General features: G+C 67.9%; 22 protein-coding genes and 1 pseudogene. 8 read left to right on the top strand and 15 right to left on the bottom strand.

Going from position 1 to position 22,866, the window contains the following annotated elements; genetic code table 11:
* Positions 1–27: 27 nt before the first annotated feature.
* Positions 28–345 carry a hypothetical protein gene (locus MBENS4_RS06110; protein WP_144400859.1) on the bottom strand — a complete coding sequence of 106 codons (318 nt, stop codon included), beginning with the start codon at positions 343–345 and terminating at the stop codon, positions 28–30.
* On the opposite strand from MBENS4_RS06110, the gene MBENS4_RS06115 reads away from it, so the two are divergent.
* Positions 329–928 carry an MFS transporter gene (locus MBENS4_RS06115; protein WP_052322041.1) on the top strand — a complete coding sequence of 200 codons (600 nt, stop codon included), beginning with the start codon at positions 329–331 and terminating at the stop codon, positions 926–928. The two genes, MBENS4_RS06110 and MBENS4_RS06115, sit on opposite strands and share 17 nt — an antisense overlap.
* 135 nt (positions 929–1,063) lie before the next feature.
* On the opposite strand, the gene MBENS4_RS06120 is transcribed toward MBENS4_RS06115, so the two are convergent.
* On the bottom strand, positions 1,064–2,563 hold the full coding sequence (locus MBENS4_RS06120) for an OprO/OprP family phosphate-selective porin (RefSeq protein WP_039389455.1): 1,500 nt from the start codon (positions 2,561–2,563) through the stop codon (positions 1,064–1,066).
* Positions 2,564–2,914: 351 nt separating this feature from the next.
* Here MBENS4_RS06120 and MBENS4_RS06125 point away from each other — a divergent pair, with 351 nt between their 5' ends.
* Both MBENS4_RS06125 and MBENS4_RS06130 read left to right on the top strand, forming a co-directional pair.
* Positions 2,915–3,580, top strand: a complete 666-nt coding sequence (locus MBENS4_RS06125) for a response regulator (protein ID WP_039389457.1) — start codon at positions 2,915–2,917, stop codon at positions 3,578–3,580.
* Positions 3,570–4,982 carry a sensor histidine kinase gene (locus tag MBENS4_RS06130; protein ID WP_052322042.1) on the top strand — a complete coding sequence of 471 codons (1,413 nt, stop codon included), beginning with the start codon at positions 3,570–3,572 and terminating at the stop codon, positions 4,980–4,982. The genes MBENS4_RS06125 and MBENS4_RS06130 overlap by 11 nt, the downstream gene beginning before the upstream one ends.
* Positions 4,983–5,126: 144 nt before the next feature.
* On the opposite strand, the gene MBENS4_RS06135 is transcribed toward MBENS4_RS06130, so the two are convergent.
* From MBENS4_RS06135 to MBENS4_RS06155, 5 genes are all read right to left on the bottom strand, one after another.
* Complete coding sequence (locus tag MBENS4_RS06135) at positions 5,127–5,807, bottom strand: SDR family oxidoreductase (RefSeq protein WP_039389459.1); 681 nt, start codon at positions 5,805–5,807, stop codon at positions 5,127–5,129.
* Between the two features lie 119 nt (positions 5,808–5,926).
* Entirely contained in the window at positions 5,927–7,081 is a 1,155-nt protein-coding gene (locus MBENS4_RS06140) for a cytochrome P450 (RefSeq protein WP_039389461.1), read from the bottom strand.
* 28 nt (positions 7,082–7,109) lie between these two features.
* Positions 7,110–7,949, bottom strand: a complete 840-nt coding sequence (locus MBENS4_RS06145; RefSeq protein WP_039389463.1) for an SDR family NAD(P)-dependent oxidoreductase — start codon at positions 7,947–7,949, stop codon at positions 7,110–7,112.
* Between the two features lie 2 nt (positions 7,950–7,951).
* Positions 7,952–9,274, bottom strand: coding sequence for a cytochrome P450 (locus MBENS4_RS06150; protein ID WP_242404799.1), 1,323 nt, complete (start codon positions 9,272–9,274; stop codon positions 7,952–7,954).
* 124 nt (positions 9,275–9,398) lie between these two features.
* The gene (locus MBENS4_RS06155) at positions 9,399–9,728 is read right to left on the bottom strand and encodes a 2Fe-2S iron-sulfur cluster-binding protein (RefSeq protein WP_039389466.1); all 330 of its coding nucleotides are present in this window, start codon (positions 9,726–9,728) and stop codon (positions 9,399–9,401) included.
* A 283-nt stretch (positions 9,729–10,011) separates the two neighbouring features.
* Here MBENS4_RS06155 and MBENS4_RS06160 point away from each other — a divergent pair, with 283 nt between their 5' ends.
* The 4 genes from MBENS4_RS06160 to MBENS4_RS06175 are packed head-to-tail and all read left to right on the top strand — an operon-like array spanning position 10,012 to position 15,108.
* On the top strand, positions 10,012–11,298 hold the full coding sequence (locus MBENS4_RS06160) for a metal-dependent hydrolase family protein (RefSeq protein ID WP_039389468.1): 1,287 nt from the start codon (positions 10,012–10,014) through the stop codon (positions 11,296–11,298).
* A 25-nt stretch (positions 11,299–11,323) separates the two neighbouring features.
* The gene (locus MBENS4_RS06165; protein WP_039389470.1) at positions 11,324–12,748 is read left to right on the top strand and encodes an aromatic ring-hydroxylating oxygenase subunit alpha; all 1,425 of its coding nucleotides are present in this window, start codon (positions 11,324–11,326) and stop codon (positions 12,746–12,748) included.
* A gap of 24 nt (positions 12,749–12,772) precedes the next feature.
* Positions 12,773–13,903, top strand: coding sequence for a CaiB/BaiF CoA transferase family protein (locus MBENS4_RS06170; RefSeq protein ID WP_039389472.1), 1,131 nt, complete (start codon positions 12,773–12,775; stop codon positions 13,901–13,903).
* A complete protein-coding gene (locus MBENS4_RS06175) occupies positions 13,900–15,108 on the top strand; it encodes a CaiB/BaiF CoA transferase family protein (RefSeq protein ID WP_039389474.1) in 1,209 nt (402 codons plus the stop codon). Before MBENS4_RS06170 ends, MBENS4_RS06175 begins: the two co-directional genes overlap by 4 nt.
* Positions 15,109–15,114: 6 nt before the next feature.
* Here MBENS4_RS06175 and MBENS4_RS06180 read toward each other — a convergent pair whose 3' ends face one another.
* From MBENS4_RS06180 to MBENS4_RS06190, 4 genes and pseudogenes are all read right to left on the bottom strand, one after another.
* Positions 15,115–15,900 carry an SDR family NAD(P)-dependent oxidoreductase gene (locus tag MBENS4_RS06180; RefSeq protein ID WP_039389476.1) on the bottom strand — a complete coding sequence of 262 codons (786 nt, stop codon included), beginning with the start codon at positions 15,898–15,900 and terminating at the stop codon, positions 15,115–15,117.
* Positions 15,897–16,694 carry an FAD-binding protein gene (locus MBENS4_RS27150; RefSeq protein ID WP_340140795.1) on the bottom strand — a complete coding sequence of 266 codons (798 nt, stop codon included), beginning with the start codon at positions 16,692–16,694 and terminating at the stop codon, positions 15,897–15,899. Before MBENS4_RS27150 ends, MBENS4_RS06180 begins: the two co-directional genes overlap by 4 nt.
* Before the next feature lie 95 nt (positions 16,695–16,789).
* Positions 16,790–17,602: pseudogene (locus tag MBENS4_RS27155) on the bottom strand (FAD-dependent oxidoreductase); the annotation flags it as partial.
* Positions 17,603–17,655: 53 nt separating this feature from the next.
* The gene (locus MBENS4_RS06190; RefSeq protein WP_039389478.1) at positions 17,656–18,123 is read right to left on the bottom strand and encodes a VOC family protein; all 468 of its coding nucleotides are present in this window, start codon (positions 18,121–18,123) and stop codon (positions 17,656–17,658) included.
* Positions 18,124–18,261: 138 nt separating this feature from the next.
* Here MBENS4_RS06190 and MBENS4_RS06195 point away from each other — a divergent pair, with 138 nt between their 5' ends.
* Complete coding sequence (locus tag MBENS4_RS06195) at positions 18,262–18,576, top strand: Rieske (2Fe-2S) protein (protein ID WP_039391863.1); 315 nt, start codon at positions 18,262–18,264, stop codon at positions 18,574–18,576.
* A gap of 22 nt (positions 18,577–18,598) precedes the next feature.
* Here the strand turns inward: MBENS4_RS06195 and MBENS4_RS06200 are convergent, their stop codons facing one another.
* Genes MBENS4_RS06200 through MBENS4_RS26485 form a run of 4 tightly spaced genes read right to left on the bottom strand, consistent with a single transcriptional unit; the run spans position 18,599 to position 22,855 of the window.
* Complete coding sequence (locus tag MBENS4_RS06200) at positions 18,599–20,314, bottom strand: class I adenylate-forming enzyme family protein (RefSeq protein ID WP_052322043.1); 1,716 nt, start codon at positions 20,312–20,314, stop codon at positions 18,599–18,601.
* Complete coding sequence (locus MBENS4_RS06205) at positions 20,311–21,507, bottom strand: MaoC family dehydratase (RefSeq protein ID WP_039389480.1); 1,197 nt, start codon at positions 21,505–21,507, stop codon at positions 20,311–20,313. The genes MBENS4_RS06200 and MBENS4_RS06205 overlap by 4 nt, the downstream gene beginning before the upstream one ends.
* 11 nt (positions 21,508–21,518) lie before the next feature.
* Positions 21,519–22,505: an SRPBCC family protein gene (locus MBENS4_RS06210; RefSeq protein WP_242404800.1), complete on the bottom strand. Its 987-nt coding sequence runs from the start codon at positions 22,503–22,505 to the stop codon at positions 21,519–21,521.
* Complete coding sequence (locus MBENS4_RS26485; protein ID WP_242404801.1) at positions 22,502–22,855, bottom strand: aromatic ring-hydroxylating oxygenase subunit alpha; 354 nt, start codon at positions 22,853–22,855, stop codon at positions 22,502–22,504. Before MBENS4_RS26485 ends, MBENS4_RS06210 begins: the two co-directional genes overlap by 4 nt.
* Positions 22,856–22,866: the final 11 nt, after the last annotated feature.

Below are 22,866 nucleotides of genomic sequence, written 5' to 3' on the forward strand. Positions count from 1 at the left end.
TTTTCGCGCGCGCAGGGGGATGGGGGATCAGCGTGCCGCGACCGGAGCTTCGGGCGTACGGGCCGGCGCGGGGCCGCCCCCGATCCGCTCGGACAGACGTATCTGGGGGATACGCGTGGCGACCAGCGCGGCCAGCACCGTCAGCGCGCCGCCCATCGCGAAGTTCACAAGGAAGGCGTTCTCGTAGACCTGCGCAAGGCGGGAGAGACCTTCCGGGCCCAGCGTGCGCGCCAGCACCGCGCCCTGGCTGACGACCTCCTCGACCCGCTCGGCGGGAAACCAGGAAAGCGCGTTCGCGCGGATCTGCTGCGAGAGGATCAGCCCGGCAATGCCCACTCCGGCCACGGCGGGCAACATCCTCGCCCTGCCCGCCTGGCTGCGGATTTCGCGCCGCTTCGACAAGAAGAACGCCTATATCGCCGCGCTCGCCGTCTACGGCTTCGCGGTGCTGACCTGGGCCGTGGCCGGCCCCCACGAGAGCCTGATCGTGCTTGGCCTGCGCACCACCGTGATCGGCGCGGCGATGAGCGGGGTGGTCCTGCTCGCCGCCTCGATGCTGACCGACGCCGTGCGCTACGACTTCATCTGTTCGGGCCAGCGGCGCGAGGGGGCCTTCTCGGGCTTCATGAGCTTTGTCGACAAGATCTCGAACGCGGGCGGCCTGATGATCATGGGCGCCACGCTCTCGGCGATGGGCTACGCCGCCTCGAGCACGGGCGCCGCGCAGGCCCAGAGCACGAGCGCGGTCTTTGCGATCCGCATCTGCTTTGCCATCATTCCCGCCCTTGCCCCGCTCCTCAGCATCTTCCTGCTGCGCGGCTACACCCTGACCGAGCCCGACCTTGTCGAAACCGTCGCCGAAGCGCCGCTTGCCGCGCAGGACGTCGGCCTCGACAGCGAGGGGACGGCCGCCGCGGCAGCCGGTTGAAGCGGAAAGTCGGACATGAGCAGGTGGGCGTCGAAACACGGGTGGGGCTCCCTGACCTGAACGCGATTAGGTCAAGAGGGCCCCTCGCCTGTCAATTTCTTGAAAGACGCGTGTTCAACAGGCGATAGCCATGTTTCAGAATGTAACGCCAAAGCGCGCGGCAAGTGTCTCGCCCTTGTCGGTGCCGGCATAGGCGGGCAGCGCGTCGGTCACGCTCCAGTAGACGGCGTTGAGCTGGATGCGCGTGAAGCTGTTGAGGTACCAGTTGGCGCCCAGCGTCTCGGACCAGCCGTCGGCGGGGTCGGGCAGGTTGCGGAAGGAGACCTGCTCGTAGCGGGTGGTGAGCTCGATGGCGCCCGGTCCGCCATCGAAGACCGGCGAAAGGACATGCGGGCGCCCGAAACTGCCCACGCGCGGGTTGTAGGGCGGCAGTTCTCCCGTCACGAACCACCCGGCCGAGAGACTGTAGGCCCGTGTGCGGAAATCGGGCCGCCCATCGTCGAGCCGCGCGCGCCGCTCGCCCCCTTCGGCCATGAACCAGACCGGCCCCTGGTATCCGCCCAGTTCAAAGCCGTAGCCGGTGGTGCCCGTCGCCCCTGTCAGCGCGCCGCTCTGGACGCGTAGCGCCCCGTTGAAGCGGGTGTCGACGAAGGTACTCGGGGTAAGCGTGCGCGAGGAACCGTTGAGCGCTTCGTCGAAGCCCCAGGCCGCAACGTGCAGCAATCCCCGATCCGAATGCAGCGGATTAAGATGCAGGCGCGCCATCGCGGTGCGGCTGTCGCTCTGCGTATGATCGGCATCGACGGTGTCGCCCGTCACCGTCACCGCAAGGTGGCCTGCCGGGAAGTACAGCCGCCCCATCGCGCCCATGCCGAAGTAGCCCCGCTCCGGCGCGATCGCATCGGCAACCACGCTGCGCTCCATGAAGGGCGTGGAATCCGAGCCGGTCGAGCCATCGAAGGACCGGTCGTTGAAGAGGTTGCCCGCCTGCACGTCGAAGCTGGTCTTCGCGCTGATGTTGTCGCGCCAGCCCAGCGAGGCGGCCATGATCTGCACCTTGCTCTGCCCCAGCTCCGCTTCAAGCTGGTAGAACAGGTGCGTGCCCACCCCGCCCTCGAAGCCCAGCCGCAGCGAACGCATGCCCGTGGTGGTGATGTTGCGCGCATCGTGGTCCGAGCCGAAGGTCGTGCCGACATCGCTGAGGATGCGCCCACGCGGCTTGAAGCTGAACTGCCCGTCGGCCGAGTGGAACACGGGAAGCCCCGCCCCCCATTCGGTGGTGACACCCGCATCCTTTGCCGCCTGCGCGCGTACGATGTCCCGCTCGACCGGGGTCGGCGTGATGAGCTGGGGAGCATAGGGCAGCGTGACGACGCGCGCGTTCGCGCCCAGGCCGCTGTCCTTCTCCTCGGCCGACACGACAATGACCGAATCCGGGGCTTCATCGGAAGTACTGGCAGCCCCATGGCCTTCCAGCTGCTCGACCCGGGCGCGCAGATCGGCGATCTCGGCGGCCTGGCGCCGCACGAGGTCTGCCAGGGTCTCGTTGGTGGGGGGCGTGGGCGCGGTCTGGGCGAGAACCGGGCTCGCCGCCACAATAGCAACGAGCGCACAACCGCATTTCAGCATTCGCATGGGGAGAGGGTTCCTTGGACTGAAACGGCGCCGCGCAGGTGACACAGCGGGCGCCTGGAAGAGGGAGACAAGGCGCATCCGCACGCTTGCAGGAAAGGCACGCAAGGCCGCGCAATCAGGGAGATATTCCGCTTCGTGCACGGCCAGGCGCACGCTAAGAGCGCGCCTGTCGAGGACTTGCGCGCAAGGGCGCGCGCCCTCCCGCGAAGGACGCAAGGACCGGAACAGACGCAGGTATGGACGCAAGGCTGACACTCCTCCCGCCCGCACACGCCAAAAGGGCCGGGCTCCAGAGCCGCTTGCGCTAAGTCCCCAGCCTGTCGCGAACCTTTCACGGAAAGAACCCACCGCGTGCGTATCATGCTGGTCGAAGACGATGATCTGCTCGCCCGCAGCCTGTGCGACCTGCTGCGCGGGGCTGGCCATGCCGTCGATCATGTCACCTGCGGCGAGGACGCGCTCCTCTTCGTCACCCACGAGCCCTACGCCGCGCTGATCCTTGATGTAGGCCTGCCCGACATCGACGGCTTCGAGGTGCTGCGCACGCTCCGCCGCCGCGGCGCGCGCGTGCCGGTGCTGATGCTGACCGCGCGCGATGGGCTGGACGACCGGGTGCGCGGACTGGACCTGGGCGCCGACGACTACCTGCGCAAGCCCTTCGCGCCCGAGGAACTGGAGGCGCGCGTGCGCGCTCTTGGTCGTCGGCGCGGCGGCGATCCGACCCCCGAAGTCACCATCGGCACGCTGCGTGTCAACCGCTCCACCGGCGAGGCGAGCCTCGCTGGGCGGCCACTCGACCTGCGCCGCCGGGAGGCCGCCGTGCTCGATGCCCTGGCCACCCGGGCCGGGCAGATCGTGGTCCGCGAAATCCTGCAGGGCGAGGTCTTCGGCTTCGACGAACCGGTCGGGCAGAACGCGCTGGAAGTCTACGTCACGCGCCTGCGCGCCAAGCTGGGGCCCGAAGGCCCGCGCATCCGCACCGTGCGCGGGATCGGCTATATGCTCGATGCCCGCTGAGCTGCACCGCGAAGCCGGCGCCCCTGCCGACGCGCGAACACCTGCCTTGCGCAGCCGCCTGCTGCTCGCAATGATCGCCCCGATGGCGGGCGTCGCCATCGTCCTTGCCCTGATCGGCGCGGTCATCGTCACGCGCGTGGTGCGCACCGGCAATGACCGCGTGCTGGGCGGCGCGCTCGCCGCAATTGCCGAAAGCGTGCAGGTCGAACATGGCAAGCTGCTCCTGTTTCCCCTCCACCCGGCCGCCTTGGCCATGCTGGAGACGCCCCAGGGCGATACCGTCTACTACCGCCTTGCCCTGGGCGCGCGCACGCTGTCCGGGCGCCGCGACCTGCCCGCTCCCGAGGACATCGCCGCCCTGCCGCGCAGCGAACCGGCCTTCCGCTACGTCACCTATCAGGGCCTGCGCCTGCGCCTTGCCGAGATGCGCCGTCCGCTCCCTGGCCTCTCCACCCCGGTCCTTGTCCAGGTGGGTGAGACGCTGGGACACCGCCAGGCCCTGCGCCACCGTCTCATTGCCGCGCTGGTCCTGGGCGAAGCCGTGCTGGTGGGCCTTGCCGTCCTCCTCCTGCGTCCTGCCCTCAGCTGGAGCCTGCGCCCGCTCGCACGCCTTCGCGATGCCGTCGCCCGGCGCAAGGCACATGGCGCGCCCGACCTCTCCCCTCTCGATGCCGGGCCTCTCCCGCGCGAGCTGCGCCCTCTTGCCGAAGCCTTCGACAGCCTTCTTGCACGTCTCGACACGGCCACTGCCGGTATCCGGCGCTTCACCGCCGATGCCTCGCACCAGATGCGCACGCCCCTCTCGGCCCTGAAAGTCCAGGTCGCACTCGCCCGGCGCGGCGATGCCAGGGCCCTTGCCGCCATCGCCGATGCGACCGAGCGGCTCGAACACCTGATGACCCAGCTGCTGGTGCTGGCCCGGGCCGAGGAGGCGGGCGTCCCCACGCCACGCGAACGGGTGAACCTGCGCGAAGTGGCCATTGCGGTCGTCAATCGCCACATCGGCCAGGCCATCGATGCGGGCATCGACCTCGTGCTGGAAGCCCCGCAGGCGGGCGCGGTGTGCGTATCCGGCTACCGTACGCTCGTCTTCGAGATCCTCGCCAACCTGATCGACAACGCGATCCGCTACGGCGCACGGGATGGGAGCGGGACAATCACCGTCGCGATCACCACGCCGGGCACGATCTCGGTGCGCGACACCGGCCCGGGCCTCTCGGAAACCGACCTTGCCCGGCTCGGCGCGCGCTTCGTGCGGCTGGAGAGCAGCGTGGGCACGCGCGGCAGTGGCCTGGGCTTTGCGATCGTGCGCTCGGCCGCGCGGCGCATGGAGGCGCAGGTCGAGGTCGCCAACGCGCACCCTGGCCTGTGCGTCACTCTCATCTTTCCCGAAGGGAGCTAAAGGGTTTCAGGAAGACATATCCGAGGGCCATCGCCCTCGGGCTCCCCAAACTGTCCACCTCACCTTTCGCGCGCCACCGTGGCTTGGAATGGTGAGGTCGCCCATTTGGGGGTCAAGGGGCGATGGCCCCCTGGATGGTCTTCTTCAATTGTCTTTTCCCTGCCCCATCGAAAGCGCGATCCCCTCTCCGGTCACGCAAGATGCCGCAGGCGAAAGCAGCCAGGCGATAACCTGCGCCGCGGCGGCAGGAGCAATCCATTCGCCAGGATCGGCATCGGGCATGTCGGCGCGGTTGGTGGGCGTGTCGAGTACGGTGGGCAGGACCGCGTTCACGCGGATGCCCCGGGGCCGCAGCTGCGCGGCGAGCGCCTGCGTCAGCGCCAGGACCCCGGCCTTGGACGCCGCGTAGGCGCCCATGCCCTCGCCCGCAGCGCGGGCCGCCGCCGCGCCGATGTTGACGATGGCCCCACCCGGCGCGAGCGTATCCAGCACCGCCTCGCACGCCGTGGTCGCGGTGTGCAGGTTGGTGCGGTACATCCGCTCGAACGTGGCCGGAGAACCCGGCCCCAACGGCTCCCACACGAAACCGCCCGCAACATTGACGAGACCATCGAGCCCGCCCAGATCCGTGACCAGCCGCGCCACAGCAGGCCCGACCGCTGCCGCCTCGGCAAGATCGATGCCCCCCTCGGCGGGACCTTCGTAGCCATCCGGACAGGGTGCCATGTCGATCACGCCGACGCGGTGGCCTTCACGGCGGAGCTGTGCGCAGACGGCGCGGCCCAGCACCCCGAAGCCGCCGGTGACGATATATCTGCCTGCCATCTGCGTTTCTCCCTGCCTGTCCGGCGCCGGACGGCGCACCACGTCTGCCCCCGTGGTAGCCACGGCGGGGGACCGGGAACAAGCGTAAGGCGTATCGCAGCGCCGATATCGCCCGTCGATCAGGGTGTGCAGCGCACCTGTGCGTCGCGCAGTTCGTAGCTCATCAGGGGCGCGTTCCAGAGCATTTCGGGCGGTTTCACCATCGCGACACCGGGTACGCGCAGCAGGCGGTCAATGAAGATGCGCGTCTCGTGGAGCGCCACCTGCCAGCCCGGACAGTGGTGCGCGCCATCGCCAAAGCTCATGAAGGTGCCCTGCTGCCCCCTGGCACGGTCGGGATCGAGCGCATGGGGGCAGGCCCCGACCGCCGCTTCGTCCGCATTGACCGCGCGCATGTCGACCACGAAGCGCGCCCCTTCGCGCAAGGCGCCCAGGCAGGTCTCGGGAAGGTCCTGCGCCGAACGGCGATAGAGCAGCGCGGCAATCGGTTCGAGGCGCAGGATCTCCAGCAGAATGGCGAACTGCCTCTCCTCGTCGGCAGCAAGGAAGTCCGCGCGCAATTCGTCGCGCTCGAACATGTACCAGGCGACCATCACGATGAACTCGCGTGTGGTGACCATACCGGCCGTGGCGTAAGTCATGCACTCGATCATGATCGCCTTGTCGGAATAGCCCTTGGCGAGGCACTGCGAGATGATGTCCTCGCCCGGTTCCTCACGCCGTACCCGCACGGCCGGACGCACGTCCTTCACGTAGAAGCGGTACCCGTACCACGAACGCAGCAGCAGGTTCTTCCAGCGCGCCAATCCCTTGGCGTTGGTGAACGAAGCGCGCAGCAGCACCGCGATACGCGGCGCCATGTCGTGCGGATCGCTTTGCGAGAGCCCGACGATCTTGGAGGCGACGGCGACCGCCAGCTCGAAGCTGATCTCGTCGAGCCGGGCCTCGCCCCGCGCCCGAAAATCCGCGAGAAGACGGTCGGTGGTGGCTTCCATCACCGCCTGATACCGCTCGGAAATCGCGCGCGGGGTAAAGAAGCGCGCAATGGCCGCGCGCCGGGTCTTGTGCGGCTTGCCGTCGAGATAGAAGACCGGGACCTGTTCGGGATCGCCCACGTCCACCTCGTCCGCGCCGGCCCCATCCTGCAGGACCTGCGTGTGGCGCAGCATCTCGCGCGCCGCGGCAAAAGTCGTCACTTTCTGCGCACCGTCCTCGACACGCAGGTTCGCCTCGGCCAGCGCCGCCGACTTGCGCTCGTCCACTTGGGCTTCCATCACCACCTTCTCCCTTCGCGTAACCCGCTCATGCGCCCAGAACCCGGCTGCGGGCCTCCAGAATGTCTGCGAGATGATTGACCGGATCACCGGTGGTGACCCCGCCTTCGACCGGGAGCGCGATGCCGGTAATCTGTGCGGCGCGGTCACTGGCGAGGAACAGCGCGGCCTGCGCGACGTCCTCGGGGCAGCCGCGGCGCTTGAGCGGCTGGTTCGAGAGGTAGATCGCGTCGATTTCCTGGCTCAGCTGCGCCAGATTGTCCGCCCCGGAGCCTTCCTCGAACGCACTGAGCGGTGTGCGGATATGGCCCGGGACCAGGCAGTTCACCCGGATGCCGTGGCGCGCGAGGTCAATCGCGGCCGACTTGCTGAAATGGATGAGCCCCGCCTTCGAGGCGCGGTAGGTCATCATCGCCTGCCCTGCCAGTACGCCCGCGATCGAGGCGTTGTTGAGGATCGCGCCGCCCCCGCCCTGCCGCTTCATCGCGCGTGCAGCGGCCTGCGTGCCCACCATCGGCCCGAACAGGTTGACGCCCACGACCTTGGCGAAGTCCTCCAGCGTGTCGTCGAGAAAATCGGGAAAGGCACCGCAGGCGATCCCCGCGTTGTTGAACATGACATCGAGCCGCCCGAAACGCTCCACCGCGAAGTCGACGAGTGCCTCCACCTCGCCCTTTTGCGCCACGTTCACCCGGCGGAAAACCGCCGCCGAACCCAGCTTCGCGCACAGGCTTTCGCCCGCATCCGTGTCGACATCGGCGACAACCACGCGCGCGCCCTCGGCCACGAACAGGTCGACAGTGGCCTTGCCGATTCCGCCCGCCCCGCCGGTGACGATGGCGACCTTACCGTCCAGTTCCCCGGCCATGGTCAGTCGCGCAAGGTGAAGGTGACGGGCAGGCTCTCCATCGAGCGTGTCGCCACGGTGGGCAGGTAGGCGATGTCCTCCTCGGCAATCGCCAGGCGTACGTCGGCAAACTTGCGCACGAGCAGCCGTGCGGCGACCTTGATTTCCATGCGCGCGAGCGCCAGCCCGACGCACTTGTGCACCCCGCCCCCGAAGCTCACGTGCTTCATGATGTTCTTGCGCTCCATGTCGAAGCGGCGCGGTTCGGGAAAGATCTCGGGCTCGTCGTTGGCCGAGGCGTAGAGCAGCAGGAGGTGCGCCCCTTCGGGCAGCACGCGCCCGCCCAGTTCGACCTCCTTCGTCGTCATCCGGCTGAGCCCGCGCACCGGCGGCTCGATGCGCAGGAGTTCCTCGACGAAGCGGTTCATCAGCCGGTCGTCATCGGCCGAGGCGCGCAGCATTTGCGCAACATCGGGCTCGGTCGCAAGGATCAGGACGAGGTTGGAAAGCGCGGTCGCGGTGGTCTCGTTGCCCGCGATCAGGAGCGCACGGATGAGCGAGACCGCCTCCTCGAAAGTCAGCACCGAGCCTTCCCCCTCACCGTCGCGGGCATGGACGATGTCCGAGATCATGTCCTCGCGCGGATCGGCCTCGCGCTCGCGCATCTTGGCGATAAGGTACTGCTGCAGATCACAGATCTGCGCGGCGTGTCCCAGCATTTCCTCCCGGTCCTGCATGCGCCCGATCTGGGCCGTCACGGCGGTCGACCAGCGCGCGATCCTGTCCTTGATCGACCAGTCCAGCCCCAACTGCTCGCAGATGATGCGGATGGTCAGCGGCTGCGCAAAATCGGTGACGGCGTCCATCGTGCCCTTGTCCGCCAGCTCCGCGAGCAATCCGTCAACGACCGCCTCGATACGCGGCTCCAGGTCCTTCACGCGGTGCGCGGTGAAGGCGCTTTCCATGAGCTTGCGCACGCGCGTATGGTAGGGCGGATCGGACATGATCGCGTCGGGAAAGTAGCCTCCGCCCTTCTCGCGCAGGATCTGCTGGAATTCCTCGGCAAAGCCCTTGGCCTGCTGGGTATGGTAGCCCTTGTTGACCGAGAAGGTGAGCGGATCGCGCTGCACCGTCTGGATATCCTCCCAGCGCGAGACGAGGTACATGTCGAGCGCGGCGTCATAGTGCACCGGATCGAGCTTGCGCATGGCCGCGTAAAAGCGGCGCGGCTGCTTGTGCACGACCGGGTCGAGCAGGGTGGCCTCTGCGACCAGGCGCGCATCCTCCCCTTCCATGCCCGGTCTGGCCTGCGTGTCGTCGTTCGCCGCGTCTCGCACGATAGTCATGTCCTCTCCCCAATCCTCGTGTTCACTCTCGGATTGCTGGCCCTTGCACAGTGCGCCCAGGAGTACCCTTGCACCATGCCTGCAGCCCGCCCCGCACTTGTCCCTGCGGGCAATGCCGCCACGCTCAAAGTTCGGGCGCGACCTCGACGGCCAGACCGTCGAGCCCTGGATGCAGTGTGATCTGGCAGGACAGGCGGCTCGTCGGGCGGCGGATATCCTCGACCATGTCGAGCATGTCCTCCTCGACCGGATCGGGTGCACCCACCGCCGCGCTCCACGCCGCATCGATGTAGACATGGCAGGTCGCGCACGAACACGCGCCGCCGCATTCGGCGATGATGCCCTTCACGTCGTGGCGGCGGGCCAGTTCCATCAGAGTCTCCCCTTCGGCCCCGTCCCTGATCTCTACAACCGATCCCTCGACGTCGGTCAGCGTGACGCAAATCTCGCCCATGCGGTTCGCCCTCCCAAATGGCTTTCCGCGAGATAAGCCCATGGCGGGTCTTGGCGAAAGGCGCGAGAGCACGTCCGCTGCGAACATCGCCGGGCCGAATTGTACGCTTCGCATTTGCCGCCAGGCCCGCCTTTCCGCGAGATCTCGCAAAGGGGCAGCCTCTGCGGCCAAGTGGGCTTGCCGCTGCAGTCATTCGGCCCAGCCCTGCGCAGGTCTAGGCTCTGCCCTCAGGACGCGCGCGGCGATGCGCGGCACGAACATGCGGGAAAGGAACCGAAACGGCATGACGGCAACGCTGATCTGCAACGCGCGCATCTTCGATGGCACCGGCGTGAACCCCTTTCCTGGCGCGCTGCGCGTGGAGGGCAACCGCATCGCCGAGATCGGCGCCCTCGAGCCGCACGCAGGCGACACGGTGATCGATGTGGGCGGGCGCTTCCTGATGCCCGGCATGGTCGAGGGCCACGCCCACCTCTCGTTCGAGAACGTCTGCGCGACCGAGGACCTCATCAAGCCCACGCCCGAGGCGCAGTGCTTTGCCACCGCGCGCAGCGCCGCAGCCCTGCTGGAGGCCGGCTTTACCAGCGCCTATGGCGCCTCCGAAGCGCGCCTGCGTCTCGCCGTCGCGGTGCGCGAGGAAGTCAACGCCGGACGCCTGCCCGGCCCGCGCATCCGCGCCGGGGGTCTGGAGATCAGCGTCACCGGCGCGATGGGGGACGAGGCGCGCCTGCACGATCCGCGCACCGGCCCCTCCAGCATCGTGGATGGCGTCGAAGAGATGCGCAAGATGGTGCGCCTCCATTGCCGTGAGGGCGTCGACAACATCAAGATCGACGTCTCGGGCGACCCGTTCTACCCCGGCACGCCCGGGCACACGACGCCCATGACCTTCGAGGAAGTGCGCGTCGCGGCCGAGACCGCGCACGCCTACGGACGCCGGATCAACGCCCACACCCGCTCGATCGAAGGCTCCAAGCGCTGCGTGCGGGCGGGCGTCGATGCGCTGTTCCACTGCGAGTACGCCGACGAGGAGCTGCTCGATCTGATGGAAGAGGCGAAGGAGCGCATCTTCGTCGTCCCCACGGTCGGCCTGTTCCACCAGATCATGGCGGGCGAGGCGGCCGGCCACGGCCTCTCGGCCGAGGTCGGGGGCTACATGAACATCCCCGAGCTGCTCGAAAACAGCTGCCGCACCCACACCGAACTGCGCAAGCGCGGCGTGCGCCACCTGATCGGGGGCGACTACGGCTTCGGCTGGAGCCCGCAGGGCACGCAAGGCCGCGATATCGAGTTCTTCATCGACTACTACGGCTACTCCCCGCAAGGCGCGCTGGTCTGCGCCACGGCGAACGGGGGCCTGGCGATGATGGGCGATGGCACTCTGGGCACCCTGCAACCGGGCAAGCTTGCCGATCTCATTCTTGTCGACGGCGATCCGCTTGCCGATCCGCGCCTGCTGCAGGGCCCCGGCCACATCGCCCTCGTCATGAAGGACGGGGCGCTGTGCAAGACCACCCTTCCCCTCGTCCCGGCCGGGCAGCGCGCCGCGCCCGAAGCGGTGACGCCCTGACATTCCCCTTGAGGAGACCCCCACGATGAACGTCGAAACCGGCCCCTTGCGCCCCGGCGAAGCCCGCCACCCTGCCGAGAGCACGCAGGACATCATCGCGCGTGACCGCAACACGGCGCCCGGATGGGCCCGCGATGTCAGCTACACGTACCTGGGCAGCGAAGACGTCTCGAAGGACCGCTACACCAGGGCCGAATTCGCAGACGGCGAGTTCGCGCGCCTCTGGCCGCGCACCTGGCAGATGGCCTGCCGCGAGGACCACATTCCCGAAGTGGGCGACTACTATGTCTATGACCTCGGGTCCTACAGCTTCATCGTCGTGCGCAGCGCCGAGGACGAGATCAAGGCGCACTACAACGCGTGCCTGCACCGCGGCACCAAGCTCAAGCCCTCGGCGACCGAGGGCTTTGCCATGAACCTCAAGTGCCCGTTCCACGGCTGGACCTGGAATCTCGACGGCACGCTGGCCGACATCCCGGAGAAGTGGGATTTCGCCCATACCAGGACGCGCCGGATGTGCCTGCCCCAGGCCCGCGTCGCCCGGCTCGGCGGCTTCGTGTGGGTCAACATGGACCCGGCCGCCCCCTCGCTCGAGGACTACCTCGGCCCCGAAGCCCTCGCCCATCTCACGGCCTGGAAGCTGGAGGACCGCTTCATCTACCTCCACGTCCAGAAGAGCTATCCGGCCAACTGGAAGCTCACCATGGAGGCCTTCATGGAGGCCTACCACGTGGGCGACACGCACCCCCAGGTCGCGCCCGCCAATGGCGACGTCAATTCGCAGTACGATGTCTATGGCGAGCACGTCGACCGCTTCATCTCGACCTTGGGCGTGGTCAGCCCCAAGCTGCGCGAGCGCTACAGCGAGGCCGACATCATCGCCAACTTCACGCTGGGCGACAGTTCGGCGCTGGGCGGCGCGCGGCCGGAACTGAAGGAGGGCGAGCGTGCCCGCCAGGTCATGGCCGACATGTTCCGCGAAATGTTCGAAAGCGCGAGCGACACCGATCTCTCGCACGTCTCGGACACCGAACTGCTCGACACCTACAGCTACACCTTCTTCCCCAACCTGTTCCTTTTCCCCGGCATCTCGCTGCCGATGATCTACCGCTTCCGGCCCGACGCGCGCGACCATCGGCGCACCATCTACGAGGTCATGTTCATGCGCCCCAAGCCGCGCAGCGGCGACTTCGAGACCGCCGAGGTCCAGGTCCTGCAAGACCACCAGTCCTTTGCCGAGGCACAGGGCATGGACCCGGGTTTCGGCCGTATTCTCGATCAGGACACCGACAATCTCCACGCCCAGCAGGAGGGGCTGGAAGCCAGCGCCAAGGCGGGCCTGACCCTTGCCGACTACCAGGAAATCCGCGTGCGCCACTTCGAGCAGACGGTCGATCGCTACATGGCGATGCCCCCCTTCTCGGCAAAACTCGAGGACCTCCAGCCCTGACATGACAACAGAGGGACACAGGCCATGACCGCGCTTTCCGGCACCACCATCGTCGAGACCGCCGAGCGCGTGTGCGGCGAATGGACGGCGCGGCTGCTTGCCGATTTCGGCGCCGAGGTCATCAAGGTCGAGCGGCCGGGAGGCTCGCCCACGCGCCGCTTCGGCCCGCCCGTGGCCAACGGCGCCTGCGCCGTCTTTGCCTATGCCAACACCAGCAAGAAGTCGGTGGTGCTCGACCTGGAAACACCCGAAGGCCGCGCCGCGCTCGAAGGCCTGCTCGCGCGCGCCGATGCCCTGATCGACGACCATACCCCGGCCTGGTGTGAAAGCCGAAACCTGGCGCCTGCGGACCTTTCGGCCCGCTTCCCCCGGCTCGTCCACTGCCACATCACCCCCTTCGGGCAGGATGCGCCCAAGGACATGGCCCGTGCCTTTCCGATCAACATCGCGGCCGCAGGCGGCTGGGCCTGGCATACCCCGAGCGAAAGCGGCGACCGTGATCCCCCGCTGATGGGGGCCAGCCCCTTCATGCCCGACTTCGACACCGGCTACGACGCCGCGCTGGCCACTGCCGCCAGCCTTCTCCACCAGCGCCGCACCGGCGAAGGACAGGCCATCGACCTCAGCGAAGTCGCCGTGCAGCTGAGCCGCGCCGACGTGGTGCTGGGCCGGGTACTCGCAGGAGACGACGAGCCCAGCCAGTCGCGCCGCCGCTACGACATGGGCGGGCCGGGCCGCGTCTTTGCCTGCGCAGACGGGCACGTCCATCTCATCATGACCACCGCGCGCCACTGGCGCGGCCTGCTGGACCTGATGGGCGATCCCGCCTGGGGCCAGGAGTTCCCTGAGGACTGGCTCGAATTTCACTGCACGCCCGAACGGGTGGCGACCTTTCGCGATCATTTCCGAAGCTGGGTCGCGGACAAGCCGCGCGATGCGATCACGCACGAGGCGCACCGGCGCGGCGTCATGCTCGCTCCTGTCAACCTGGCCCCCGATCTCTTCGCCAATCCGCAGTACCGCCATCGCGGCTTCTTCCAGGCGCTGGATGGAAGCGAATATCCCGCCGCGCCCTACCGCATGACCGCCTCGCCGCCCCGACTCACCCGTCCTGCGCCCGAACCCGGCGCCGATGACCGGGAGGTCGCGGCATGAGCGGACATGCACGCGGCGGGCCGCTCGCCGGGATCCGGGTGCTCGCCATCGCCAAGGTCTGGGCCGGACCCTACACCGCCAAGCTCCTCGGCCAGCTCGGTGCCGAGGTCCTCAAGGTGGAAAGCACCTCCTCGCTCGACGAGATGCGCGCCTACGGTGGGCTCGACATCGAGCACGCGCCCTATTTCCTCAGCCAGAACACCGAAGCGCTGAGCGTGCGCGTCAACATGAAGAGCGCCGAAGGGCTCGCCCGGCTAAAGGACATGATCGCGATCAGCGACATCGTGCTCGACAACCTGCGCCCGGGCGCGATGGCCAAGCTCGGCCTGTCCTTTGCCGAGATGCAGGCGATCCGGCCCGACATCATCCACGTCTCGATCAAGATGTACGGAAGCGAAGGCCCGCTTGGGCCGCAGACCGGCTATGCTCCCAGTTTCGGCGCAATCGGCGGTGTCACCGGGCTCGTCGGTCACGAAGGCGGCGTGCCCGAAGGCATGAACATCCGCTTCGGCGATACCAGCGCGGGCGCGGCCGCCGCCTTTGCCGCCGTCGCCGCGCTGCACCACCGCGAACGCACCGGCGAGGGCCAGCAGGTCGACCTCTCCGCCGTCGAGACGATGTCGAGCCTCGTCGGCGACCGTCTCCTGGAATACGCCCTGACCGGAGACGTCCCGCGCCACAGGGGCAATGCCCACGACGCCCTCGCCCCGCACGGCTTCTTTCCCTGCGCCCGGAACGGCTGGATCTCGATTGCCTGCGAGGAGGAGCGCGACTGGCAGGCCCTGTGCGATGGGCTCGACAGCCCGAGCCTGGCAAAGGACCCGCGCTTTGCAAGCCTCTCCCAGCGTCGGACCCATCGCGCCGAGCTGGAGAGCGAGCTCGCCGCATTGACCACTGCACACGAGGCCTACGACCTTGGCGCGCGGCTGCGCGCGGCAGGGGTCGCGGCCTATCCGGCCGCCTCCTCTCTCGACCTCATGGCGAGCGACACCTTCTGGAGCAACGGCACCTACCGCACCGTCCTCAACGGCAACGGCGATGCGCGCCCCGTGGTCGGGCCAAGCTGGCGCATGACACCGGACGAGGCCGAAATTGCCAACGGCGCCCCGACGCTCGGCCAGCACGACGACTATGTCTACCGCGAGCTTCTCGGCCTTGAAGAGGCCGAGTACGACCGCCTCAAGGCCAATGGCGCGATCAGCTAAGCCGCCTCACAGCCGCGTCGCCCCCAGCGCCTCGGGCGCGAGGTAGCGGGTGGAAGAAATTCCGCCATCGACCGCGATGGTCTGGCCGTTGACGAACCCGGCCCGGTCCGAACACAGGAAGACCACCATTTCGGCAATGTCCTGCGCGGTGCAGTCGCGGGTCAGCGGGGTGAACTCGTGGTTGATCCGCCGGAACGCGTCGGCCTCCCAGAAGCTTTCGGTCATGCCCGTCTTCACGACAGTGGGTGCCACATAATTGCTGCGGATGCCGCGCGGTCCGTATTCCGCCGCCATTGTCTGCATGAGCCCGATCTGCCCGGCCTTGACCGCGCTGTAGGCCCCGCCGCCGCACGTGCCATAGAGCCCCCAGGTCGAGCCGATGAAGATCACCGCCCCGCCCATGCCGTCGGCCCCCATGTGCGCCAGCGCCTCGCGGCACAGGCGGAACGGGGCGCGCAACGAAATGCCGAGCACTTCGTCAAGCATGGCATCGGTGGTCGCATCGACCGGACCGATGTTGAAGGAGCCCGCGTTGTTGACGACAAAATCGATCCGGCCGAAGCGCTCCATGGCGCGGGCCACTACCGCAGCGGGCCCCGCATCGGCGGCAAGATCGGCCACCGCGTAGTAGAACTCCATCTCGCCCTCGAGCCGCGCCTTGAGATCAGCGAGTGCGGCCTCGGTGCGCCCCGTTCCCAGGACCGCGACGCCCTCTTCGCCGAAACGCCGCACGATTGCCTCGCCAATCCCACCGGCCGCGCCCGTCACGATGGCCACCTTGCGCATGCTCATGCCACGATCTCCCCTTCATGTGCCGATTGGTCTTCGTCCCCGCGGGCGGACGCGCTGTTTCCCGCCCGCTCGGCAATGTCGTTGGCCGCGACGAACCCGAAGGTGAGCGCAGGTCCGATGGTTGCCCCGGCGCCCGGATAGCAGTCCCCGAAGGGCGATCCCGCGCAGTTGCCCGCCGCGTAGAGATTGCCGATCGGAACGCCTGCCCCATCGAGCACGCGCGCACGTTCGTCGCAGCGCAGCCCTCCCTTGGTGCCCAGGTCCCCGTTGTTAATCGGCACCGCGTAGAAGGGCGCCTTCGCAATGGCCCCAAGGCACGGGTTGGGCGCGACGGTCGGATCGCCGAACATCCGGTCATAGGCATTGCCCCCGCGCCCGAACTCGGGATCGGTCCCGCTCGCCGCGTGGGCGTTCATCCTGGCAACGCTCTTCTCCAGTGCATCGACAGGCACATGGATCTGGCGGGCAAGGTCGGCCAGGCTCTCGGCGCGGAAAAGGTAGTGTCCCCACCAGTCGCCGGGCACCTTGGCGTCGGGCATCAGCACGTTGGGCATGAGGCCGCCTGCGCTGAATTTTTCGCGGAAGGTCGCATCGAAGACGAGCCAGCACGGGCAGTTCGCGCCCGTCGCCAGGTGGTCGGCGACCATGGCCTGCCCGAAGCGGTCGTAGCCCGTCGCCTCGTTGACGAAGCGCACGCCCTTGCGGTTGACGCAGAGGCTATGCGGGCGCCCGACATCGAAGGCGGCCTGGTGGATCTCGTGGAAGTTGGAGGCCCGGGGCATCGGCAGCTGCATGGTCGGAATCCACCAGCCTGTTCGGTGTGCTCGGTGCTCGCCCCGATCTTCTCGCCCGCGATCAGCGCCTCGCCGCGGTTGGCGTCCTCCGGGGTGGAGCTGTGGCGAGTGCGGCCGGGGACGGGGTAGAAACGCTCGCGCAGTTCCTGGTTCCACTCGAACCCGCCCGCGGCCAGCACCACGCCGTGGCGCGCGGCGATGGTGTAACGGCGGCCATAGGTGTCGACCTCCAGCGCGCAGACCCGGCCTTGCGCATCGGTCTGCAATTCGACGAGCGCGGTCTCGGTGCGCAGTTCCACCCCGCGCGCCAGCACCTTTTCGTAGATTTCGCCCATCAGCGCAGCGCCTTGCGTGAAGCGCCGGTCGCGCCGCCCCACCGCGCGCGTCTCCCGGTCGAGCCAGTAGCGGCGCAGGATATGGGCAACGGTGCGCCGCCAGCCCTTGGCCTGCATCATCAGCGTGAACGTCTCGGTGAGATCCATGGCGTAGCGCCCGAACAGCTTGAAGCGGTTGTACTGCTCGCGCATCGCCGGGTAGACGCTGTCGCCCAGCCGCCGTCCGTCAAAGGTGGGCACCACAAGCGAGCGATCGCTGCGCGCGCCGGGCCGGTCGGGAAAATAGTCCGGCCAGACGCCGGAGACGACGGGCACCCCGACGGTGGTCAGGAACGAGAGCATCGCGGGCGCCATGTCCACGTAGGCCTCGAGGCGCGCCGCGTTCACCGGCACCGAGATGATCGCGCGCAGATATTCGAGCGCCGCCTCGCGGGAGTCGCCGACCTCGCCATCAAGGCCGTGATTGGGGACCCACATGACCCCGCCCGAGACCGCCGAAGTCCCGCCGAACTTGCGCTCCTTCTCGACGATGAGGACCGAAAGGCCGCGCTCCGCCGCGCGCAGCGCCGCCATCGCGCCCGCAGCGCCCGATCCCACGACGACGACATCGAAGCTCTCCTCAGCACTCACGAGCGGGGCACTCCCTCAAGGTGCGAGCCGGGGGGGAAGATGAAGTATTCAAGGAAATGGCCGGTTTCCGCGCGCGCATCGAAGTAGGCGTATTCGCCGCCCATCGTCTCGGCGGCGACGGGCCTGGCGTAACGCGCCTTTGCGGCCTCCAGCTGGCGGTCGAAGTCCGCGCGCTGCGCGAAGTGCCGGCCCAGGTGGTGGAAGCGCTTGGCATAGCCCGTTTCAGGAAGGCCGGCGCGGTAGACCGCGCAATCGCCTGCGACCGGCTCGATCACCTCGAACTGCAGGTCCCCCTTGAAGGCCAGCGCGAAGTGGCAGACCGCCTTCGTGCCGGGCCCTGTATCGAACTCGGCCTCGGGCATTTCCATCCACGTGGCAATGTCGTGCTGCGCGCCCAGTTCCTCCAGCGCGCGCCGCCAGTCGGTCGTGACATAGGCGAATTGATAATAGTCCTGCTGCGCCATCGCTCTCTCCCGATGTTCGTGCCTGGCGGTTCAGCCGCCCTGTTAGAATACCTGTGCGCGGCCGGTTTCACGGCCGTGTTGCCATTGATCGCGCGGGCGAATTGCGCGCCGGGCCCCTCGCGCGGCATGCCCAAGGGCATGACCGACACCAGCTACACGGCCGCCGCCCCGCTCGATTCGCTGCCCGAAGGCGGCGTTGCCAAGATTGAGATCGACGGAATCTCGATCCTCCTGTGCCGCAGCAAGGGACAGGTCTTCGCGGTGCGCAACAAGTGCAGCCACGCCGACGAGGAACTGGCCTGCGGGCGCATGCGCAGCGGCTGGATTGCGTGCCCCGCACACGGCGCGCGCTTCCGCCTCGAAACCGGCGAGGCGATGAACCCGCCCGCGACCGAGCCGATCCAGACCTTCCCGGTGCGGGTCGTCGAAGGCATGATCGAGGTGAAGATCTGAGCCCACTGAACGCAGCCCCTTCCTAGGCCGCACCCTGCGCCAGAAGGCGCTCGGCAAGGGTGCGGATCGCGGCGGGCTTCACCTTCTCGTTGCCCGTGATCGCAAAGTCCTCCTCGCGGCAGACCAGGACCTGGCGGGGCACCTTGAAGCTGGCGAGCCTTGCCTTGAGATGCGTAATCAGCGCGTCCTCGTCGATCACCGCGCCCGCGATGGGCACAAGGCAGGTCACCACCCGCTCGCCCAGCAGCGGATCGGCCACCCCCACGGTCTGCGCACGCTTCACGCCGGGCCAGTTGGCGACCAACTCGTCGATCTCCTCGGGCGCGACATTGGCCCCGCCGGTCTTGATCATCGCGGTCAGCCGCCCTTCCCAGAAGAAGCGCCCCTGCGCATCGACGCGTCCGCCATCGCCGGTGCAATAGAAGCCCTGGGCATCGAAGCAGTCCTCGGGTCGCTTGCCCAGGTACCCGCTCATCAGCGTCGGGCCCTTGATGCACATTTCCCCATGCGCGCCCACGGGCACGACACCGCGCGTCTCGGGATCGACGATCTTGAGTTCGTTGCCGGGCAGGGGCACGCCGTAGCTGCCGGCGTAGTCCTCTTCGCTGGCATGATGGCCGATCGAGGTGCACAGCGACATGGTCTCGGTCGTCCCGAAGGTCTGTGGCACCTCCCAGTCCGCCGAACAGGTGGGATGGGCGTAGACCAGTTCGCCGCGCGGCACATGGCGCAGCGAGGACAGGTCCGCCTCGTCCCAGTTCGGCGAGGCCTGGAGGCGTGCCCACTGGTGCGGGCGGCCATTGGCAAACGTGACCTTCTCCGCCGCAATCACACGCAGCGCCTCGTCCGCGTCGAAATAGCGCTGGAGGACCACGCAGCCTCCGGTCGAAAGGCCGGTGCCGACCACCATCGAAATATTGCCCGACCAGAAGAAGCCGTTGCCCGTCCACGCGCGCACGGGCTCTGTCATTCCGAACAGGCGCGGCCAGCGCCACCACTGGATCGCGAAGGCCTGCTGGCTATGCGCGATGCCCTTGGGCAGGCTGGTCGTACCCGAGGAGAAGAAGATGCCGCCCGGATCCTCCGGCGTAACCTGGGCAAGACGCGCATCGACGTCCCCTGCGGACACACCCTTCCCGCCCGCACGCCACGCCGCCCAGTCGCGAATGGCCCCGCGCGGCGCCCCGCCAAGAGCCACAAGCCTGCGCAAGGTGGGGAAACGGGCCGAGGCAAAGGTTTCGGGCGAGGTCGCCGCCAGCGCGGGCTCCAGGTCCTCCAGCATGGCCACGAAGTCGGTCTTGAGGACGCGCGCCTCGAGAAGCAGCGTGCGGATTTCGGACGCCGTGATCAGGTGCGCCAGTTCCTCCGGCGTGGAAAAGGTGGAGAGCGCCACCGCGACACCGCCCGCAAGCGCGATGCCGAAGAAGGAGGAAAGAAACTCGGGCCGGTTGGTCATCAGGATGCGGATTCGTGCGCCCGGCTCCATCCCCTGCGCCAGGAGCGCGCGGGCCGTAGTCCTGGCCTCGTCCCAGAGCGCGTCATAGGTCCAGGAAAGCCGCTCGCCCCCCTCGTTGAAGACGACCGCTTCGGCCGGGCCAAAGCGCCCCCTCACCTCGCGCAGATAGCCCCCGATGGTGCGCGCGCCAATGCCGGGCTCCTCAGCCAGCGGGATCGCGACAACGCGCGAGAGGCCGCTGTCACCGGGCGCCTCGCGCACCAGATCGGAGAGCACGCTCATCGCACGTGGGGCAGCGCGACATCGGCGCTGCCGGTCAGGATCGTGTCGCCGTCCTGCGTGGTCAGGCGGGTCTTGATGCGCACGGTCGGCATGCCGAATTCGCTGGTCTCGAACTTGTCGACGACCTCGCCCTCGAAGAAGGTGACGTCGCCTTCGAAGGCGGGCTTGCGAAACTGCGTCTTGGAATGCCAGACATAGCCCCCGTGCCCGGCCCAGTAGGCCACGTAGTCAAGATGCCACGCATTCATCGAGGCGCCGTAACCATAGGTCCCGCCCATGCCGATCTTCTCGGCCTTGGCCGGGTTCAGGTGGCCGCTGGAGGGGCCGTAGTAGAGCCCGTCCTTCTGGCGCGGATCGATCTTCTGCGCCTCGAAATCATAGGTCATGTCCTTGTCGAACCCGGCGTTCTCCTTGGCCGGATCGCGATATCCCTCGGGCGGGTTCCAACGCCAGGTGCCCCAGATGTTCTGGCGGTGCGCGCGGTACTCAAAGCCGAAGGTGAGCGGCGTGTGCGGGCCGATCACCCGGCGCGGGAGCGTGTCGCCGACCTTCACCGCATGCCAGTTGGGCGTTGCGCCTTCACGGTTGGAGAGGATCCAGTCGAGCCGGATGCGGTCGATCTCCTCCATCTCGGCGGCGGTCCAGCTTTTCACGCCACGGCTTTCCTTGCCATAGACCCCGCGCCGGTTGGCCTCCTCGCGCAAGTAGCGGATCGAGGTCGCGCGTTCCTTGGCAAAGAGCGTGCCGTCCTCGCGGTAGTGGTAGGTATCGCCGTCCGAGAACATGGTCGGCCCGGCAAAGCTGGTGTCGGTGACCTTGTAACCGGCAAAGAAGCGTTCCTGGCGCAGGAAGTCGCCGGGGCGGATGCGCCCGCCGTAAAACCACCATTCCTCGCCCCCGAAGATGAGGTGGGTGCCCGGCACGTTGCCGATGCACGAGGGATGGCATCCATGGCCATAGTCCATCGCGACGGTGAAGCTTTGCGGGGCGATGATCCCGCCAAAGCGCGAGGCGCGCGCGGCTTCCTCGTCGTAATGGAGCGGGTTCGCGTAATCGAGCGCCTGGACCCAGCGGCGGATTTCCGTCGCACTGGCAGGGTCCCACATCTCGGCAAAGACGACCTGTTTGCCGACGTAGCGGTCGACATCGCGGGTATCGAGGATGAGGTCGGTCTCGGGGCTGGTCTGCGCCATGGTCAGTGCCTTCAATCGATGGGTTCAGGAGCGCCGCGCCCGACATAGTCGGCGAGCACGCGGTGGAAGTTGACGATCGCCCTTTCCTCGATGGGGCTGGGGTAGATCCCTGCAAAGGCGCGCGAACGCAGGCCCTGCTGGACCGCCTCCATGTTCGAGAAATCCTGGCACAGGACCTTGCGCCAGTTCGCCTCGGTCATCTCGGGGCGGTAGAGATTTTCGGGCCGCGGCTCTGCGCCTTCGGGGAACTTCTCGAGCGTGTAGACCTCGAAGATGCAGCGGTTGGGGTCCTCGCCGCAGGGCCGCGCGCGGTAGCACAGCGCGAAGACCGGCCCGTGCACGATCACCGTGTTGGGAAAGATGTGCAGGACATTGCCGACCTTGGCGAAATGGGCCGGGTCGATCTGGGGCCAGAGCACGCCGCGCTTGGCGTCCTCCTCGATCGTGCGCTTCATGAGGTGCATCTGCACCTCGGCTGGCGGTGTACCCTCGGGCAGTTCGCTGGGCAGGAGATTGGCGACATCAACCATGGTCTGCGTGGTCGTCGCGTTCACTTCCTCCCACAGCTGGTTGAGCGAATGTTTGAGCCCCTCGCGCATGTCCGCCGCACCGGCCGCCCCGCTGCTCGCCCCGCCTGAACCCTCGCGGGCGGCCGAGCCGAACACCCCGTGCAGGCCCCAGGCATCGCTCCAGGTCGGCTTGACCGAGAACTTAGTCAGTTGCGGGTGGGTGCCCGCGACATGGTACCCCTCGTTGAAGGCCTCGATGGCGACTTTCCAGTTGCAGGGAAAGGTGAGGTACTGGCGCCAGCGATAGCGCATCTTGCCAAACTCGAAGGGAGCCAGATTGGTCGCCACCTCGCCCAGGTAATCGGCAAGCGGCGGCGCATCCTCGTCCATCGTCACGAAAACCCACCCGCCCCAGGTCGCCGCGCGCACGTTCAGCAGCGGCACATCCTCCTTGCCGAGCGCCCCGTCCCAGGCCTCGCCCCGCGTCATGCCAAGCACGCGCCGGACAGGTCCCAGCTCCAGGCGTGGAAGGGACAGGTAAAGCCCTTCCTGTTCCCGCAACCTTCGGTCAGGCGTCGCCCACGGTGGCGGCACAGGTTGTGGAAGGCGCGGACCTCCCCGTCCTGCCCGCGCACGACGATCACCGAATTCTCGGCGATGTCATAGGTGACATAGTCCCCGGGCGCCGCGATCTCCTCCTCGCGGCAGGCGATCTGCCAGACCCGCGGCCAGAGCCGCTCGGCCTCGGCCCGCGCGTAGTCGGGGGAGACATAGGCCTCGTTCCCGATGCGGACCGCGCGGTCGATCAACCGCTTCTCGACGCTTGCCTGCACACTCATCGCAATTCCTC

The organism is Novosphingobium sp. MBES04 (assembly GCF_000813185.1).
Lineage (GTDB): Bacteria > Pseudomonadota > Alphaproteobacteria > Sphingomonadales > Sphingomonadaceae > Novosphingobium > Novosphingobium decolorationis.

Bases quoted from the DNA above. Each gene is read 5' to 3' on its own strand.
- MBENS4_RS26485 (WP_242404801.1), bottom strand. From the start codon at position 22,855: ATGAGTGTGCAGGCAAGCGTCGAGAAGCGGTTGATCGACCGCGCGGTC.
- MBENS4_RS06165 (WP_039389470.1), top strand. From the start codon at position 11,324: ATGAACGTCGAAACCGGCCCCTTGCGCCCCGGCGAAGCCCGCCACCCT.
- MBENS4_RS06190 (WP_039389478.1), bottom strand. From the start codon at position 18,123: ATGGCGCAGCAGGACTATTATCAATTCGCCTATGTCACGACCGACTGG.
- MBENS4_RS06170 (WP_039389472.1), top strand. From the start codon at position 12,773: ATGACCGCGCTTTCCGGCACCACCATCGTCGAGACCGCCGAGCGCGTG.
- MBENS4_RS06180 (WP_039389476.1), bottom strand. From the start codon at position 15,900: ATGAGCATGCGCAAGGTGGCCATCGTGACGGGCGCGGCCGGTGGGATT.
- MBENS4_RS06145 (WP_039389463.1), bottom strand. From the start codon at position 7,949: ATGGCCGGGGAACTGGACGGTAAGGTCGCCATCGTCACCGGCGGGGCG.
- MBENS4_RS06150 (WP_242404799.1), bottom strand. From the start codon at position 9,274: ATGACTATCGTGCGAGACGCGGCGAACGACGACACGCAGGCCAGACCG.
- MBENS4_RS06135 (WP_039389459.1), bottom strand. From the start codon at position 5,807: ATGGCAGGCAGATATATCGTCACCGGCGGCTTCGGGGTGCTGGGCCGC.
- MBENS4_RS06140 (WP_039389461.1), bottom strand. From the start codon at position 7,081: ATGGAAGCCCAAGTGGACGAGCGCAAGTCGGCGGCGCTGGCCGAGGCG.
- MBENS4_RS06120 (WP_039389455.1), bottom strand. From the start codon at position 2,563: ATGCGAATGCTGAAATGCGGTTGTGCGCTCGTTGCTATTGTGGCGGCG.
- MBENS4_RS06130 (WP_052322042.1), top strand. From the start codon at position 3,570: ATGCCCGCTGAGCTGCACCGCGAAGCCGGCGCCCCTGCCGACGCGCGA.
- MBENS4_RS06205 (WP_039389480.1), bottom strand. From the start codon at position 21,507: ATGGCGCAGACCAGCCCCGAGACCGACCTCATCCTCGATACCCGCGAT.
- MBENS4_RS06175 (WP_039389474.1), top strand. From the start codon at position 13,900: ATGAGCGGACATGCACGCGGCGGGCCGCTCGCCGGGATCCGGGTGCTC.
- MBENS4_RS06210 (WP_242404800.1), bottom strand. From the start codon at position 22,505: ATGACGCGGGGCGAGGCCTGGGACGGGGCGCTCGGCAAGGAGGATGTG.
- MBENS4_RS06195 (WP_039391863.1), top strand. From the start codon at position 18,262: ATGACCGACACCAGCTACACGGCCGCCGCCCCGCTCGATTCGCTGCCC.
- MBENS4_RS06160 (WP_039389468.1), top strand. From the start codon at position 10,012: ATGACGGCAACGCTGATCTGCAACGCGCGCATCTTCGATGGCACCGGC.
- MBENS4_RS06200 (WP_052322043.1), bottom strand. From the start codon at position 20,314: ATGAGCGTGCTCTCCGATCTGGTGCGCGAGGCGCCCGGTGACAGCGGC.
- MBENS4_RS06115 (WP_052322041.1), top strand. From the start codon at position 329: ATGCCCACTCCGGCCACGGCGGGCAACATCCTCGCCCTGCCCGCCTGG.
- MBENS4_RS06155 (WP_039389466.1), bottom strand. From the start codon at position 9,728: ATGGGCGAGATTTGCGTCACGCTGACCGACGTCGAGGGATCGGTTGTA.
- MBENS4_RS27150 (WP_340140795.1), bottom strand. From the start codon at position 16,694: ATGCAGCTGCCGATGCCCCGGGCCTCCAACTTCCACGAGATCCACCAG.